Source organism: Neobacillus sedimentimangrovi (assembly GCF_010614825.1).
Taxonomy (GTDB): Bacteria; Bacillota; Bacilli; order Bacillales; family Cytobacillaceae; genus Neobacillus; species Neobacillus thermocopriae.
Genome location: NZ_JAAFZF010000030.1, coordinates 21,088 through 37,502, shown reverse-complemented (window position 1 = coordinate 37,502; position 16,415 = coordinate 21,088). Strand labels below are relative to the sequence as shown.

Sequence of the window (16,415 nt, the reverse complement as noted above, 5' to 3'; positions counted from 1 at the left end):
GCGATGCTTACTTTTGCTGCAATGAATTTAAAGAAACTGGCAAACTGGACTTGGACTAGTCCAAAAATGGTATAATAATTGACCCCGTAGGGGTCAAATTAAAGTTAATATAGACCAAAAATTGCTTAAAATTTGAAAAGGCATTTCGAATTAAGCTTATTCGGAATGCCTTTTGTCTACAATCTGAAAGAGACCTTAAAGGTCTCTTTGTTTCTATATTACTTTTTAAAACGTGCTTGAACTTTATTTCTTTTCCGGTCCCTATGAAGGATGAAGCCGGCAATAAATCCAAGCCCACCTAAAAAAAGAATGAACCCCATCAGAAATTGAAGCCATAATTGGTTAAATGGAGATTGGAGAATGCCAAAGGCCATGTCACGCATTAATTTAATTCCCCATGCAGCTAACACTCCGGGAATTACTAATATGATAAGGGCAATAATCCTCTTCATAAATAAATCCTTTCACGTCAAATTTTTAATTAACATTAATTCTGTCTTCAAAAAAATCATAGTACATTGAAGAAAATTGTCAAGCAAGAGAATTAAACAAAATATAAATATTGAAAAAAATTGCATGTTATAATAGTACTGTATTGAAAGTTTCTTCTTGGTAATGGCATTTTTTTATGAGGGGCTGGAAATATGCAAAATGTAATGATTGTAGGCGCAGGTAAAGGTGGAACGGCCATTTTTAAGATTATAAAAGAATCAGAAATGCTTAATATCTATGCAGTCATTGATCGTAATTTGGATGCACCGGGTATAAAATTGGCAAAACAAGAAGGTATTATTACCGGAACAGATTGGCATCCATTTATCAATGATCCGATTGATATCATTATCGAAGTGACTGGGGATGAGAACGTATTTCATGAGTTAAGAGAGAAAAAAAATAAAAACACGGTTTTAATTCCCGGTAGTGTTGCCTATTTGGTTTCAAAATTAATGGAAGAGAAAGAAGAATTAATTCAAAAACATCAATATGAATCCTATCTCCAGGAACTTATTTTTAATGCGACAAATGACGGAATGATCGTTATCAACAATCATGGAGTAGTAATCCTATTTAATAGAAGAGCGGAAGAAATGATGGGGATAAAAAAAGAGTATGCCATTGGCGAGCATATTGTAGAAGTAATTCCTCAAACAAGACTCCCTCTAATATTGGAAACAAGAAGAATAGAATCTAATCAAGAGATGGTATTAAGTAACGGGCGAAAAATTATCACCACACGTATCCCTATAATTGAAGAAAATGGGACATTAATTGGTGCGTTAGCTGTTTTTAAAGACATAACAGAGGTTGTGAATTTAGCAGAAGAAATAACGGATTTAAAAGAAATTCAAACGATGCTCCAGGCCATTATCCATTCTAGTGATGATGCGATTTCTGTTGTGGATGAAAACGGTCGTGGAATATTGATAAATCCTGCCTATAGCCGGTTAACAGGTTTAACCCAAGAGGAAGTCATTGGCAAACCTGCTAATGCCGATATTTCAGAGGGAGAAAGTATGCATATGAAGGTACTCAAAACTAGGAGAGCGGTTCGTGGAGTGCCAATGAGAGTGGGACCGAATAAGCGAGAAGTAATTGTAAATGTTGCACCAATTATTGTAAATGGAAAATTAAAAGGAAGTGTTGGTGTCATTCATGATATGTCCGAAATGAAATCATTAAGCAGGGAATTAAATCAAGCGAGACAGTTAATTCGAAAGTTAGAAGCAAAATATACTTTTGAAGATATCATTGGAAAATCTGATGAAATGGTGCTCGCGATAGAACAAGCAAAACTTGGTGCAAAAACTCCTGCTACAGTTCTTCTACGTGGTGAATCCGGCACAGGTAAAGAATTGTTTGCTCACGCTATACATAATGCAAGTGATCGGAAGTATAACAAATTTATTAGGGTAAATTGTGCGGCCATCTCTGAATCATTATTGGAAAGTGAGCTTTTTGGATATGAAGAAGGGGCATTTTCAGGTGCAATGAGAGGTGGCAAAAGGGGATTATTTGAGGAGGCGAATAATGGCAGCATTTTTCTTGATGAAATCGGAGAGCTATCAGCAAATACTCAGGCTAAACTGCTTAGGGTTCTTCAAGAAAATGAGATCATTAGAGTTGGGGGTACAAAGCCAATTTCGATCAATGTCCGTATAATTGCTGCCACAAATGTCAATTTAGAAAAGGGGATTGCTAACGGGACATTTAGGGAAGACTTATACTACCGCTTAAATCGAATGCCTATTCACATTCCTCCACTAAGGAAAAGAAAAGAAGAAATTCCTGTATTGTGTGAAAGGTTAATACAAAAAATTAATCGTGATTATGGTAGGAATGTGGAAGGAATTACTCAAGCTGCATTACAACAATTGATGGAATATGACTGGCCTGGTAATGTTAGGGAACTAGAGAATATATTAGGCAGAGCAATTATTTTTATGAATTTTCATGAATTGTTGATTGATACTCATCATTTACCAGAATTACATAGAAAAGAAGGACAAGAACCATCTGTCTTTCTAAGTGGTGATTCCTTTAAAACAGACCGCCCTTTGTCAGAAATGCTTGATGAATTTGAAGCAAAAATTATCAAACATACCTTACAACGATTCAAAGGAAATAAAACACAAACAGCCAAGGCACTTGGTCTATCAGTAAGAAATTTATATTACAAGCTCGAAAAATTCAACCTTGAAAAAAATAACACGCAATAATTTTCATTATATGAAAAATGTTGCACAATAGAAATCGACAGATAAAGCGTTTTCACGACAATGATAATTTGGCACGGAACTTGCATTATAAAATGATGGAGTTGCAGTTGAAAAGAAGGGGTTGATGACATCTTGTTGCTGGATTCATTGATTGAAAAAGCAACCCATATAGGTCCAAAGACGGTTGCAGTAGCTGCCGCGGAAGATTCTGAAGTGATTGAAGCAGTTTTAGATGCTTTAGACCGTAACTTGGCAAATTTCATTTTGTATGGTAACGAGGAAGAAATACGTACCATAATCCGTTTGAAAGCACGGGAAGAAGAGAATGGAAATGATAGGTTGAAGATTGTACACACTAATTCCAAAGCTGAATCGGCTGAGCAAGCTGTAAAAGCAGTTTCTAATAAAGAAGCAAATGTATTGATGAAAGGCAATATTTCAACCAGTGTCATTTTAAAAGCTGTTTTAAATAAGGAATACGGTCTAAGAACTGGGAATGTATTATCCCACACAGCAGTTTTTGAAGTTCCGGGGTTTGAAAGATTTGTTATCGTAACAGATGCAGCGATGAATATCGCACCTGATTTAGAACAGAAAACTCAAATTATTAATAATGCCGTTCAGTTAGCAAAATCGATTGGAATCGATCTTCCGAAAGTTGCCCCGATTGCTGCTGTCGAAGTCGTAAATCCTTCTATGCAAGCAACACTGGATGCAGCTGCTTTAACAGTGATGAATAAACGTGGACAAATATCGGGGTGTATTATTGATGGACCGCTAGCACTGGATAATGCAGTTTCCGTTCTTGCTGCGGAACATAAAGGAATTCATAGTGAAGTAGCTGGAAAGGCAGATATTTTATTGGTACCAGCGATTGAAGTTGGAAATGTGTTATACAAATCGCTCATTTATTTTGCTAATGCGAAAGTCGGAGCAGTCATTTCAGGAGCGAAAGCACCGATTGTTTTAACCTCAAGAGCTGATTCGGCAGAAAGTAAGCTATATTCTCTCGCGTTAGCGTTATGTGCATCACAATATTGATAATATAAATTCCAAAGTTTATGTGACTTTTTATAATTGAGGAGGAATTCACACATGGAAATTTTTAAGTATTTAGAGAAATATGATTATGAGCAAGTTGTATTTTGCCAAGATAAACAATCTGGATTAAAAGCGATTATCGCAATTCATGATACTACACTTGGCCCTGCACTTGGTGGAACACGTATGTGGACCTATGAATCCGAAGAAGCAGCCATTGAAGATGCTCTTCGTTTAGCTCGTGGAATGACATATAAAAATGCTGCGGCAGGATTAAATCTTGGTGGTGGAAAGACTGTCATTATCGGTGATCCACGAAAAGATAAGAACGAAGAGATGTTCCGAGCATTTGGCCGTTTTATCCAAGGACTTAATGGTCGATACATTACCGCAGAAGATGTAGGAACTACTGTTGCTGACATGGATTTAATCCATGAAGAAACCGATTATGTAACGGGTATTTCTCCAGCCTTTGGTTCTTCTGGCAACCCTTCTCCTGTAACAGCATATGGAGTCTATCGCGGAATGAAAGCAGCTGCTAAAGCCGCATTCGGAACTGATTCACTTGAAGGGAAAGTTATAGCTGTACAAGGGGTAGGGAATGTTGCATACAATCTTTGCAAACACCTACATGAAGAAGGAGCTCAATTAATCGTAACAGATATTAATAAAGAAGCGGTTAAGCGTGCAGTTGAAGAGTTTGGTGCACGTGCAGTAGAACCGGATGAAATTTATGGAGTGGATTGTGATATTTATGCTCCATGTGCTCTAGGTGCAACTATTAATGACGATACTATTCCTCAATTAAAGGCAAAAGTGATTGCTGGTGCAGCGAATAATCAATTAAAAGAAACTCGCCATGGAGATCTTATTCATGAAATGGGAATAATCTATGCACCAGATTATGTCATTAATGCCGGTGGGGTTATCAATGTGGCTGATGAGTTATATGGATATAATCGAGAACGAGCTATGAAAAAGGTAGAAACCATTTATAATAATATTGAAAAAGTTATAGAAATTTCAAAACGTGATGGTATTCCAACTTATTTAGCCGCTGACCGTTTGGCTGAAGAAAGAATTGAAAGAATGCGTAATTCAAGAAGCCAATTCTTGCAAAATGGGCATCACATTTTAAGCCGCAGAAGAACAAGATAACGAATTCGGTTCGATAAAAGTGGCAGAGCGCTGAATGGAAATTCAGCGTCTTTGCCTTTCATGAAGGTATGAATTGTTTAATATTACTTAAATCGGAGGTCAAGACGTTGCCAAATAAAGAATATCGAATTCTCGTCATCAACCCGGGCTCAACATCAACAAAGATTGGAGTCTTCGATAATGAAATATCCATTTTAGAAAAAACAATTCGTCATGACACTGAGGTCATCAATTCTTATTCCAATATTATTGATCAATATGAATTTAGAAAAAATACCATTTTAGAAACACTTGATAATGAAGGAATTAATATTTCAAAATTAAGTGCCGTTTGCGGGCGTGGCGGACTTCTTAGGCCCATTGAAGGTGGAACTTATGCTGTCAATGACATCATGCTTCAGGATTTGCGTACAGGTTATTCTGGTCAGCATGCATCAAATCTTGGCGGAATTATTGCCTATGAAATTGCCTCTGGATTAAACATTCCTTCCTTTATTGTTGATCCGGTTGTTGTAGATGAATTGGATCCTATTGCAAGGATTTCAGGATTTTCTTTAATAGAACGTAAAAGCATCTTTCATGCGTTAAATCAAAAGGCGGTTGCAAGAAGGATTGCAAAAGAGTTGGGGAAAAAATATAATGAGTTAAATTTAATTGTAACCCATATGGGTGGTGGGATTACGGTTGGTGTCCATAAACAGGGCCGAGTTATTGATGTAAACAATGGTCTTCATGGTGATGGACCGTTTAGTCCTGAACGTGCAGGTACTGTACCTGCAGGTGATTTGGTTGCTTTATGTTTTTCCGGAGAATATTACCGGGAAGAAATTATGAAAAAATTAGTTGGACAAGGTGGACTTGTCGGTTACCTTGGTACCAATGATGCGGTAAAGGTTGAACAAAGAATTGCTGAAGGCGATCAAAAGGCAAAGTTAGTCTATGATGCGATGGCATATCAAGTAGCTAAAGAAATTGGGGCAGCGAGTGTTGTCCTATCTGGAAAAGTGGATGCCATTATATTAACTGGTGGTCTTGCCTATGGGAAGGAATTTGTTAAATCCATTACCGATCGGATTAATTGGATCGCAGATGTAATTGTTCACCCTGGAGAAAATGAGCTCCAAGCACTTGCTGAAGGAGCGCTACGTGTATTACGTGGGGAAGAAGAAGTGAAGGAATACCCCGGCCGTTATGAAACCATTAAAATTTAGTGTTATTAGGAGGAAATTATTGTGGCACAGGAATACGATTTAGTCATTCTTGGCGGTGGTACGGGAGGCTATGTAGCAGCCATTCGTGCCTCTCAGCTAGGTTTAAAAACAGCAATAGTTGAAAAAGGAAAACTTGGAGGTACATGTCTTCATAAAGGATGTATACCAAGTAAGGCACTGCTTAGAAGTGCGGAAGTTTATGCAACGGCCAAACGCGGTGAAGAATTTGGTGTTTTAACAAAAGAAGTATCTGTTGATTTTGGGAAGGTACAGGAGAGAAAAAATAAAATTGTCGAACAGCTACATAAAGGTGTTCAACACTTAATGAAGCAAGGAAAGATTGATGTATATGAAGGCTATGGTAGAATTCTAGGACCGTCAATTTTTTCTCCAATGCCTGGTACCATTTCAGTTGAAATGAATAATGGTACAGAGAATGAAATGCTTATACCTAAAAATGTTATTATTGCCACAGGTTCTAGGCCAAGAACACTTCCAGGCTTGGAAATTGACGGAGAATATGTTATGTCTTCTGATGAAGCACTAAACCTTGAAACACTTCCAAACTCAATCATTATTGTTGGAGGTGGAGTGATTGGAATAGAATGGGCATCCATGCTTTCTGATTTTGGAGTTGATGTGACTGTCATCGAATATGCAGACCGAATCATTCCTACAGAAGATCATGAAATTTCTAAAGAAATGCAGCGATTAATGAAGAAAAAAGGTGTTAAACTTGTTACTGGGGCAAAGGTCTTGCCAGAAACTTTGGTTAAAGAAAATGGTGTCATCATTTCTGCTGAAGTAAAAGGTACCGTTCAAGAATTTAAGGCAGATAAGCTCCTTGTTTCAGTTGGGCGTCAGGCAAATATAGAAGGTATCGGTCTTGAAAATACAGATATTCAAGTTGAGAAAGGGTTTATCGTTACTAACGAGTTTTTCCAAACGAAGGAGTCCCATATTTATGCAATTGGAGATGTAATTGGTGGTCTCCAACTTGCACATGTTGCTTCTCATGAAGGGATTGTGGCAGTTGAGCATATTGCAGGAAAAAATCCAGCTCCGATTCAATACCACTTAGTCTCTAGATGTATATATAGTAATCCAGAGGTTTCAAGTGTGGGAATCACGGAAGAGCAGGCAAAAGAAAAAGGCCATAAAGTTAAAGTTGGAAAATTTTCCTTCCGAGCGATTGGAAAAGCACTTGTTTTTGGAGAATCAGATGGTTTTGTAAAAATTATTGCTGATCAAGAAACGGATGACATTCTTGGTGTTCATATGATTGGTCCTCATGTAACAGACATGATTTCAGAGGCAGGGCTTGCGATGGTGCTTGATGCAGTACCGTGGGAAATTGCTCATACTATTCATCCACATCCGACTCTTTCTGAGGCAATTGGAGAAGCCGCATTGGCAGTGGATGGTAAGGCGCTTCACGCATAAAAAGGTGAAAAAGGATAATTTTTAACGTAATGGGAGGAATGAATGTAATGGTGGAAAAGCGTCATGAAGCTTTAGGTTTAAGCGATGACAAAGTTCTGGAAATGTATGAAACGATGCTCCTTGCCCGCCGAATTGACGAGCGGATGTGGTTGTTAAACCGTGCCGGGAAAATACCTTTTGTCATTTCGTGTCAAGGACAGGAAGCCGCACAGGTTGGTGCTGCTTTTGCACTAGATCGTGAAAAAGATTATGTACTTCCATATTACCGTGATATGGGCGTCGTATTAACATTTGGTATGACTGCCAAAGAGCTAATGCTTTCTGGATTTGCTAAGGCAGAAGATCCTAACTCAGGTGGGCGTCAAATGCCAGGACACTTTGGACAAAAGAAGAATCGGATTGTTACGGGGTCATCACCTGTTACTACTCAAGTGCCTCACGCGGTTGGTATTGCTCTAGCCGGTAAAATGGAAAATAAAGATTTTGTAACTTTTGTAACCTTTGGAGAAGGTTCCTCCAATCAGGGTGATTTCCATGAGGGAGCAAACTTTGCAGGAGTACATAAGCTTCCAGTAATTTTCATGTGTGAAAACAATAAGTATGCTATTTCTGTTCCAATTGAAAAACAATTGGCTTGTGAAAAAGTGTCTGATCGTGCCATTGGATATGGAATGCCTGGATTTACTGTTGATGGAAATGATCCATTAGAAGTGTATAAGGTTGTCAAAGAAGCAGCAGAACGCGGCCGACGTGGAGAAGGTCCTACGTTAATTGAAACGGTCTCTTACCGACTAACACCACACTCTTCAGATGATGATGATCGATCCTACCGTGCGCCTGATGAAGTGGCTAAAGCCAAAACAAAGGATCCAATCATTACGTTTGGTGCTTATTTAAAAGAAACTGGTGTCATGAATGATGAGTTGGAAAAAGAAATAAACGACCGTGTAATGAAAATCGTTAATGAGGCTACCGAATACGCTGAAAATGCTCCGTATGCAGACCCAGAGCATGCGTTGAAATATGTTTATGCGGACAGGTAAGGGGGAAGGAACATGGCAGTAATTTCTTATATTGATGCAGTAACAATGGCCATTCGCGAGGAAATGGAAAGAGATCCGAAAGTTTTCATTCTTGGTGAAGACGTAGGTAAAAAAGGCGGCGTTTTTAAAGCAACTCAAGGATTATATGAACAATTTGGTGAAGAACGGGTAATCGATACTCCACTTGCGGAATCTGCAATAGCAGGAGTCGGCATAGGTGCAGCAATGTATGGCATGCGGCCTATTGCAGAAATGCAATTTGCTGATTTTATCATGCCTGCTGTGAACCAAATTATTTCTGAAGCTGCAAGAATCCGTTATCGTTCCAACAATGATTGGAACTGCCCAATTGTAATTCGTGCACCATATGGTGGCGGAGTCCATGGAGCTCTCTATCACTCCCAGTCTGTCGAAGCAGTTTTTGCCAACCAGCCTGGATTGAAAATCGTCATGCCTTCTACTCCATATGATGTAAAAGGATTACTAAAAGCAGCGATTCGTGACGATGACCCTGTATTGTTTTTTGAGCATAAGCGGGCATATCGCTTAATTAAAGGGGAAGTACCGACAGATGATTATACGATCCCAATTGGTAAGGCGGATGTAAAGCGAGAGGGAGAAGATATTACGGTAATCACTTACGGTCTTTGTGTGCATTTTGCTTTACAGGCAGCGGAAAAGTTAGCTAAAGACGGTATCTCTGCACACATATTAGATTTACGTACAGTTTATCCGCTTGATAAAGAGGCGATTATTGAAGCTGCTTCTAAAACTGGAAAGGTGTTGCTCGTGACTGAGGACAATAAGGAAGGCAGCATTATGAGTGAGGTAGCGGCAATTATTTCAGAGCATTGTTTATTTGAATTAGATGCACCAATTAAACGTCTAGCAGGTCCGGATGTTCCGGCCATGCCATATGCTCCAACAATGGAGAAATTCTTCATGGTTAATCCGGAAAAAGTAGAAAAAGCAATGCGAGAGCTAGCAGAATTCTAATCAATAAGATAAAGTTCCCTAATTGCCCTTGATCAGAATAAGGCGCACTTTACCAGATGGCTAGTAACAAAAAAATAGGTGCGTCTTTTGATCTTGGGCTAAGGGCTGGAGCTAGACATAGGAGGTTATAAACAATGACAATTGAACAGATTAAAATGCCCCAATTGGGCGAAAGTGTTACTGAAGGGACAATCAGTAAATGGCTTGTCTCTGTTGGAGACAAAGTAAACAAATATGATCCACTTGCAGAAGTGATGACCGATAAAGTAAATGCAGAAGTTCCGTCTTCTTTTACTGGTGTAATTAAAGAGCTAATTGCAGCAGAAGGAGATACTTTAGCTGTCGGAGAAATTATTTGTACTATCGAGACTGAAGGTGGAGGTACACAGGAAACAAAAGCTGCTGAGAGCAAACAGGAAGAGAATGCCCCTAGTGAGGAAAAACCTGTAAAAGCTACTTCCCAAGGGAATAAAGCCCGCTATTCTCCAGCTGTACTTAAGCTTTCTCAAGAACATGGAATTGACTTATCACAAGTGACAGGTACTGGTGCTGGGGGCCGGATTACTAGAAAAGATTTATTAAAGATTATCGAGTCAGGCAATATTCCGGTTGCTGGAGGACAAACGGCAACACCGGCACAATCTGCTCAAGAGCAGCCAGTTGAAAAGGAAACTGTTCAACCTGCAAAACCAAGTCGACCTTCGGAGACAGCAAGTGCATCTTCCGTTAACATTCCGGTAGCGGCTGGAGACGTTGAGATTCCAGTAACTGGTGTTCGGAAAGCAATTGCTGCGAATATGCTTAGAAGTAAGCATGAAGCTCCTCATGCTTGGACAATGGTCGAAGTGGATGCAACCAACCTTGTAGAATACCGTAATTCTGTAAAAGATGAATTCAAGAAAAAAGAAGGCTTCAATCTAACATTCTTTGCTTTCTTTGTGAAAGCAGTTGCCCAAGCCCTGAAAGAATTCCCGCAAATTAATTCTATGTGGGCTGGTGATAAAATAATTCAAAAGAAAGAAATTAATATTTCTATTGCTGTTGCAACTGATGATGCTTTATTTGTGCCTGTTATTAAAAATGCGGATGAAAAGACGATCAAAGGCATTGCCCGTGAAATCTCTGAACTTGCTAATAAGGTAAGATCCGGAAAGCTCCGTCCGGAGGATATGCAGGGCGGAACAATTACGGTAAATAACACAGGTTCTTTTGGTTCGATTCAATCGATGGGAATTATTAACTACCCGCAAGCAGCCATTATTCAGGTTGAATCCATTGTGAAACGTCCTGTTGTTATGAATAATGGCATGATTGCTGTCCGTGACATGGTTAACCTATGTATGTCACTTGACCATCGTGTGTTGGATGGGCTAGTTTGTGGACGCTTCCTTGCTCGAGTGAAAGAAATTATTGAAAATATGTCAAAATCGAATACTTCAATTTACTAAAATTAAACCGCTGCCCTAAGGGTGGCGGTTATTTTTCATTGATTGAATTCAATAAGTATTCTAAAATAGAATTAATAGAATTTTATTTTAATTTAAAAAATAAAGGGGGTAGTGGGTGTTGGAAAATATTCTGAAACAGACTTTTCCATCCTATAGTTTGGATGATTGGCGCGAAAAGGCTGAGCGATCGCTCAGGGGTCAAAAGATAGAAACTTTGCAAAGTTCTACATATGAAAACATAATTTTGAAACCGCTTTACACTTCTATGGATGAAAATTCAGTAACACAATATCCCGGTGGAGGAGATTATAGAAGAGGGATCGATCCGCTTGGGTATGTAACAAATGAATGGAAGATTGCCCAGCAAATTTCTGCTAACACTCCTGAAGAATTAAAACAAAAGCTTTATGATGTGTTTGAAAAAGGGCAAACGGCTATTTCATTTCAGATAAATAAAGAAGTAATAGATTATTTCCCGTATTTTTTAACAGAATTATATAAAAAATATCCATTTTCACTGAATACAAAAAGACTTCAGAGGGAAGTGCTGTCTGCACTAGAAAACTTACAATTAGAAACTAAAGATGTCACTGGATATATTGCCAATGACCCTATTTCCCTTTTTATTGTAGATGGAGCCATTTCTGAAGAGTTCCTTCAGGAGTGGGTTGAAGTTGTTCAACATGCCAATAAAAGTTTTCCAAATCTACGTACCATATTAGTTGATACAACCCCTTATCACAATGGCGGAGCAAATGCCGTTCAAGAGCTGGCAGTTGCCGCGGCAACAGGGGTATTTTATTTGGAGCAGTTAATTGATAGCGGAATGGAACTTGAAAACGCTCTTTCAAAGATTATTTTCCAATTCTCGATTGGTAGCAACTTCTTCATGGAATTGGCTAAGCTCCGGGCAGCACGTGTTATTTGGAATCGAGTGACCGAGCTTTATGGTGCTGAAGAAAATGACCGGAAAATGCACATCGCTGCTACCACTTCCTATTTTACGAAAACAATTCATGATCCACATGTTAATTTGCTTCGTACTGCAAATGAGGCATTTGCTGCGGTTTTAGGTGGGGTTCAGTATTTGAATGTGTCACCATTTGATGAACTAACCGGCTCTACTATTCTCTCAGAACGAACGGCCCGTAACATTCAGCTAATATTAAAAGAAGAATCTCATTTGCAAAAGGTTATTGATCCAGCAGGTGGGTCTTGGTATATCGAAACATTGACTAATCAATTAGCGGAAAAAGCATGGGAATTCTTCAAAAAAATAGATGAAAAAGGCGGAATACTTGAATCACTCAAAACAAACTGGATGCAAAATGAAATTGCTGTTGTTTTTGATAAAAAGAATCAAGATATTCAGACTAGAAAGCAAAAAATTATAGGTACAAATGTATATGCCAAGCTGGATGAAGTCCTCTCAAATCAAAAAGTTCAAAAGGAAACAGCTGATTTTAAAGGTGGTTCATTAATAACAATAGAAGCCATTCCACAGAAGAGATTGGCTGAACCGTTTGAGGAACTACGCCTCAAGGCAAAGGAACTAGAGGAAAAATATGGGGTAGTACCAACTGTTGCTATTCTTTGTCTTGGTGAGTTAAAGCAGCATAAACCAAGGCTTGATTTCATGAAAGGATTTTTCGCAGCTGGTGGAGTTCATTCTCTTGAAAGTAAGCCGATCCATTCAATTGAACAGGCTCGGGAGTTTGTTACTAATGTTAATTCTCAATTCATTACACTTTGCGGTACAGATGATCTGTATGAATTAATAGGTCATGAGATAGTAAAATTATTAAAGTCTGAAAATTCTAACCTAACTTTTTATCTGGCTGGTCTTCCCGAAAAAGATAAGCAGGATCAATGGCTAGTAGAAGGAATTGAAAAGTTCATTCATATAAAAAGCAACTGCTATCAAACTGTTAAATCGATTTTAGCAGCCATGGAGGTGACCCTAGTTGAAAAGACAAAAGCCTGATTTTCAACAAGCAGCATTGTTTAATGAACAGTCATCTTTATCAGAACAAGAGTGGAAAGAAAAAGTGGACAAGGAAATTGCAGCTTCCATTGATGAGTTACTGTTTGAAACAAATGAACAAATTAAATTAAAGCCACTTTATACAAAGAAAGATCGCGATGGCTTGGAACATCTTGATCACATACCTGGTCTACCTCCATATACACGTGGGCCTTATCCGACTATGTATGTCAATCGTCCGTGGACAGTCAGACAGTATGCAGGATTCTCAACTGCAGAAGAAAGCAATGCTTTTTACCGCAGGAATTTAGCCATGGGGCAAAAGGGATTATCGGTCGCATTCGACTTGGCCACCCATAGGGGCTATGATTCGGATCACCCGCGTGTAATTGGAGATGTTGGAAAAGCGGGTGTTGCTATTGATTCTGTTCTTGATATGAAAACATTGTTTGAAGGTATTCCTTTAGACCAAATGTCTGTATCGATGACAATGAATGGAGCTGTTCTCCCTATTCTTGCTTTTTTTATTGTCACGGCAGAAGAGCAAGGGGTCAGTCAGGAAAAGCTGGCAGGTACTATTCAAAATGATATTTTAAAAGAATACATGGTTCGTAACACCTATATTTATCCACCTGAAATGTCAATGAAAATTATTTCTGATATTTTTGAATATACATCAAAGTACATGCCAAAGTTTAATAGTATCAGTATTTCAGGCTATCATATGCAAGAGGCTGGTGCCCCAGCTGACATTGAATTGGCTTATACTCTTGCGGATGGGTTAGAGTATGTCAGAACCGGATTGAAAGCAGGGATTGATATAGACTCATTTGCCCCTAGACTGTCATTTTTCTGGGCGATTGGCATGAATTATTTTATGGAAGTTGCCAAAATGAGGGCTGGCAGATTTATTTGGGCAAAAATGATGAAATCTTTTAATCCTAAAAATGAAAAATCAATGGCTTTAAGGACTCATTCACAAACTTCCGGATGGAGCTTAACAGAGCAGGATCCATTTAATAATGTGACCCGGACATTGATTGAAGCTCATGCTGCTGCTATGGGCCATACTCAATCCCTGCATACGAACGCCTTAGACGAGGCGATTGCTTTGCCAACTGATTTCTCTGCACGAATTGCTAGGAATACTCAGTTATTTTTGCAAGAGGAAACTGGAATTACAAAAGTCATTGACCCATGGGCGGGTTCGTATTATGTTGAAAAACTAACAAACGAATTAATACAACGTGCTTGGAAACATATCGAAGAGATTGAACAACTGGGAGGAATGGCGAAAGCAATTGAAACCGGACTACCCAAAATGCGAATTGAAGAAGCGGCTGCTAGAAGACAAGCACAAATTGATTCTGGAATGGAAACAATTATTGGCGTCAATCGTTATCGTCTGGAAAGGGAAGAAGCAATTGATATTTTAGATATCGATAATACTGCTGTCCGCCTCAAGCAAATTGAAAAATTGAAAATGTTAAAAGCAAATCGTGATGCTGATAAAGTAGAAGAGGCATTAAATGCATTAACCGAGGCAGCAGCGACCGGAAAGAAAAATTTGCTGGAAATGGCAGTACAGGCGGCACGAGTTAGAGCCACTTTAGGTGAAATTTCAGATGCGATTGAAAAGGTGGCTGGAAGACATAAGGCAGTCATTCGCTCTATCAGCGGGGTTTACAATACGGCTTATAATAATGAAGAGGAAATTGCGATTGTTAAGAAAATGACTGATGAATTTCTCGAAAACGAGGGAAGGAGACCGAGAATTTTAATAGCTAAAATGGGGCAGGATGGTCATGATCGGGGGGCCAAGGTAGTAGCAACTGCCTTTAGTGATCTTGGCTTTGATGTGGATATTGGTCCTTTATTCCAAACTCCTGAAGAAACTGCACTTCAAGCTGTAGAAAACGATGTCCATGTAATCGGGATGAGTTCCCTTGCTGCTGGTCATAAAACCCTACTACCACAGCTTGTGGCAGAGCTAAAAAAGCTTGGACGTGAAGATATTCTAGTTGTTGTCGGAGGAGTCATTCCAGCCCAGGATTATCAATTCCTTTATGACAATGGAGCTGCGGCTATTTTTGGGCCAGGAACCATTATCCCGGTTTCTGCTCAAAAGGTAATCAAGGAAATATATAAAAAACTGGGCTATGAGGAAGTGGATCAGTAATGTCTATGGATCAAAGGCCAGAATGGAGTGATCCCAATAAGCCTGAACAATGTTCAAGTTTCATTAGAAAAGGAGATGGGCAGGAAAACCATCCGGTTTCTGTTCAAAAATATTCTCGTTTTCAAAAACACAAGTCAACAGAACCTACTGTTCAAGAACTCTATGAGGGCGTTTTAAAGGGAGACAGGAGCTTACTTGCGAGAGCCATTACATTGGTAGAGAGTAATGCGGAGCGGCATTTTCAGAAGTCCCAGCAGCTCTTGCAAATGCTGTTACCTCATACCGGAAAAGCAATACGGGTCGGTATCACAGGGGTTCCTGGTGCAGGGAAAAGCACCTTTATTGAAGCATTCGGAACCTATCTTTGTGGGCTCGGCCTTCGTATCGCTGTCCTGGCGATTGACCCAAGCTCTAGTATCAGTGGAGGAAGTATTCTTGGTGACAAAACGCGAATGGAGCAGTTAGCAAGAAATCCTCATGCTTTTATCCGTCCATCCCCAACTGCCGGGAAGCTTGGTGGCGTTCATCGCAAAACGAGAGAAGCTATGCTTATTTGTGAGGCTGCTGGTTTTGATGTCATCTTGATTGAAACAGTTGGAGTCGGCCAAAGTGAGGTTATCATTCGGGATATGGTTGACTTTTTCATGCTCCTGGTTTTGACAGGTGCTGGGGACGAATTACAAGGCATGAAAAAAGGAATCATGGAACTCGCTGATGCCATTATTGTCCATAAAGCAGATGGAGATAATAAACTAATGGCGGAAAAGACGAAAAGAGAATATAATCGAATTCTGCATTTCCTCCAACCCGCTACAAGAGGTTGGCAGACAAAAGCATATACATGTTCTTCCTTGACTAAGGAAGGGGTTGGTGATATTTGGAAAGTAATCCAATCATTTGAGCAAAAAGGAAAAGCTTCCGGGGTTTTTGAAGAAAGAAGAAAAAGCCAATCAAGAGAATGGATGTATTCAATGATTACAGACCATCTTCATTATCAGTTTTATCAACATCCTGATGTAAAAAATCAGCTTCCGAAATTTGAGAATAAAGTAATTGCGGGGGATATAACTGTAGCTACGGCCGTAGAGAAGCTGTTTCAACTTTTCCTTGATCGTAAAAACTGAAACAGCCATTATTGGCAAGTTAACTTAAAAAATTGTAATAATGATATATGAACTGTTATGATGTAGTTATA

The 16,415-nt window shown here is 39.1% G+C and carries 12 protein-coding genes; 11 read left to right on the top strand and 1 reads right to left on the bottom strand.

Annotation, left to right across the window (positions count from 1 at the left end; translation table 11 throughout):
• Window positions 1-218 precede the first annotated feature (218 nt).
• Window positions 219-452: a DUF2627 domain-containing protein gene (locus GZA11_RS10885; RefSeq protein WP_038536039.1), complete on the bottom strand. Its 234-nt coding sequence runs from the start codon at window positions 450-452 to the stop codon at window positions 219-221.
• 192 nt (window positions 453-644) lie between these two features.
• Here GZA11_RS10885 and GZA11_RS10880 point away from each other — a divergent pair, with 192 nt between their 5' ends.
• The 11 genes from GZA11_RS10880 (at window position 645) to meaB (ending at window position 16,344) form a co-directional block, all read left to right on the top strand.
• The gene (locus GZA11_RS10880; RefSeq protein ID WP_038536038.1) at window positions 645-2,717 is read left to right on the top strand and encodes a sigma-54 interaction domain-containing protein; all 2,073 of its coding nucleotides are present in this window, start codon (window positions 645-647) and stop codon (window positions 2,715-2,717) included.
• Between the two features lie 132 nt (window positions 2,718-2,849).
• Window positions 2,850-3,758: a phosphate butyryltransferase gene (gene yqiS / locus GZA11_RS10875; protein WP_038536037.1), complete on the top strand. Its 909-nt coding sequence runs from the start codon at window positions 2,850-2,852 to the stop codon at window positions 3,756-3,758.
• A gap of 54 nt (window positions 3,759-3,812) precedes the next feature.
• Window positions 3,813-4,916 (top strand): branched-chain amino acid dehydrogenase, encoded by a 1,104-nt coding sequence (bcd, locus tag GZA11_RS10870; protein WP_038536036.1) that lies wholly within the window; start codon window positions 3,813-3,815, stop codon window positions 4,914-4,916.
• A gap of 68 nt (window positions 4,917-4,984) precedes the next feature.
• On the top strand, window positions 4,985-6,127 hold the full coding sequence (gene buk, locus GZA11_RS10865; RefSeq protein WP_051968179.1) for a butyrate kinase: 1,143 nt from the start codon (window positions 4,985-4,987) through the stop codon (window positions 6,125-6,127).
• 21 nt (window positions 6,128-6,148) lie between these two features.
• Window positions 6,149-7,570 (top strand): dihydrolipoyl dehydrogenase, encoded by a 1,422-nt coding sequence (gene lpdA, locus GZA11_RS10860; protein WP_038536033.1) that lies wholly within the window; start codon window positions 6,149-6,151, stop codon window positions 7,568-7,570.
• Between the two features lie 38 nt (window positions 7,571-7,608).
• Window positions 7,609-8,613, top strand: coding sequence for a thiamine pyrophosphate-dependent dehydrogenase E1 component subunit alpha (locus GZA11_RS10855; protein ID WP_269153337.1), 1,005 nt, complete (start codon window positions 7,609-7,611; stop codon window positions 8,611-8,613).
• A 12-nt stretch (window positions 8,614-8,625) separates the two neighbouring features.
• A complete protein-coding gene (locus GZA11_RS10850; RefSeq protein WP_038536029.1) occupies window positions 8,626-9,609 on the top strand; it encodes an alpha-ketoacid dehydrogenase subunit beta in 984 nt (327 codons plus the stop codon).
• A 134-nt stretch (window positions 9,610-9,743) separates the two neighbouring features.
• The gene (locus GZA11_RS10845) at window positions 9,744-11,057 is read left to right on the top strand and encodes a dihydrolipoamide acetyltransferase family protein (protein WP_163183806.1); all 1,314 of its coding nucleotides are present in this window, start codon (window positions 9,744-9,746) and stop codon (window positions 11,055-11,057) included.
• 115 nt (window positions 11,058-11,172) lie between these two features.
• Entirely contained in the window at window positions 11,173-13,041 is a 1,869-nt protein-coding gene (locus GZA11_RS10840; protein WP_235924981.1) for a methylmalonyl-CoA mutase subunit beta, read from the top strand.
• Window positions 13,022-15,220, top strand: a complete 2,199-nt coding sequence (gene scpA / locus GZA11_RS10835; protein ID WP_051968178.1) for a methylmalonyl-CoA mutase — start codon at window positions 13,022-13,024, stop codon at window positions 15,218-15,220. The genes GZA11_RS10840 and scpA overlap by 20 nt, the downstream gene beginning before the upstream one ends.
• Window positions 15,220-16,344, top strand: coding sequence for a methylmalonyl Co-A mutase-associated GTPase MeaB (meaB, locus tag GZA11_RS10830; protein WP_163183802.1), 1,125 nt, complete (start codon window positions 15,220-15,222; stop codon window positions 16,342-16,344). The genes scpA and meaB overlap by 1 nt, the downstream gene beginning before the upstream one ends.
• Window positions 16,345-16,415: the final 71 nt, after the last annotated feature.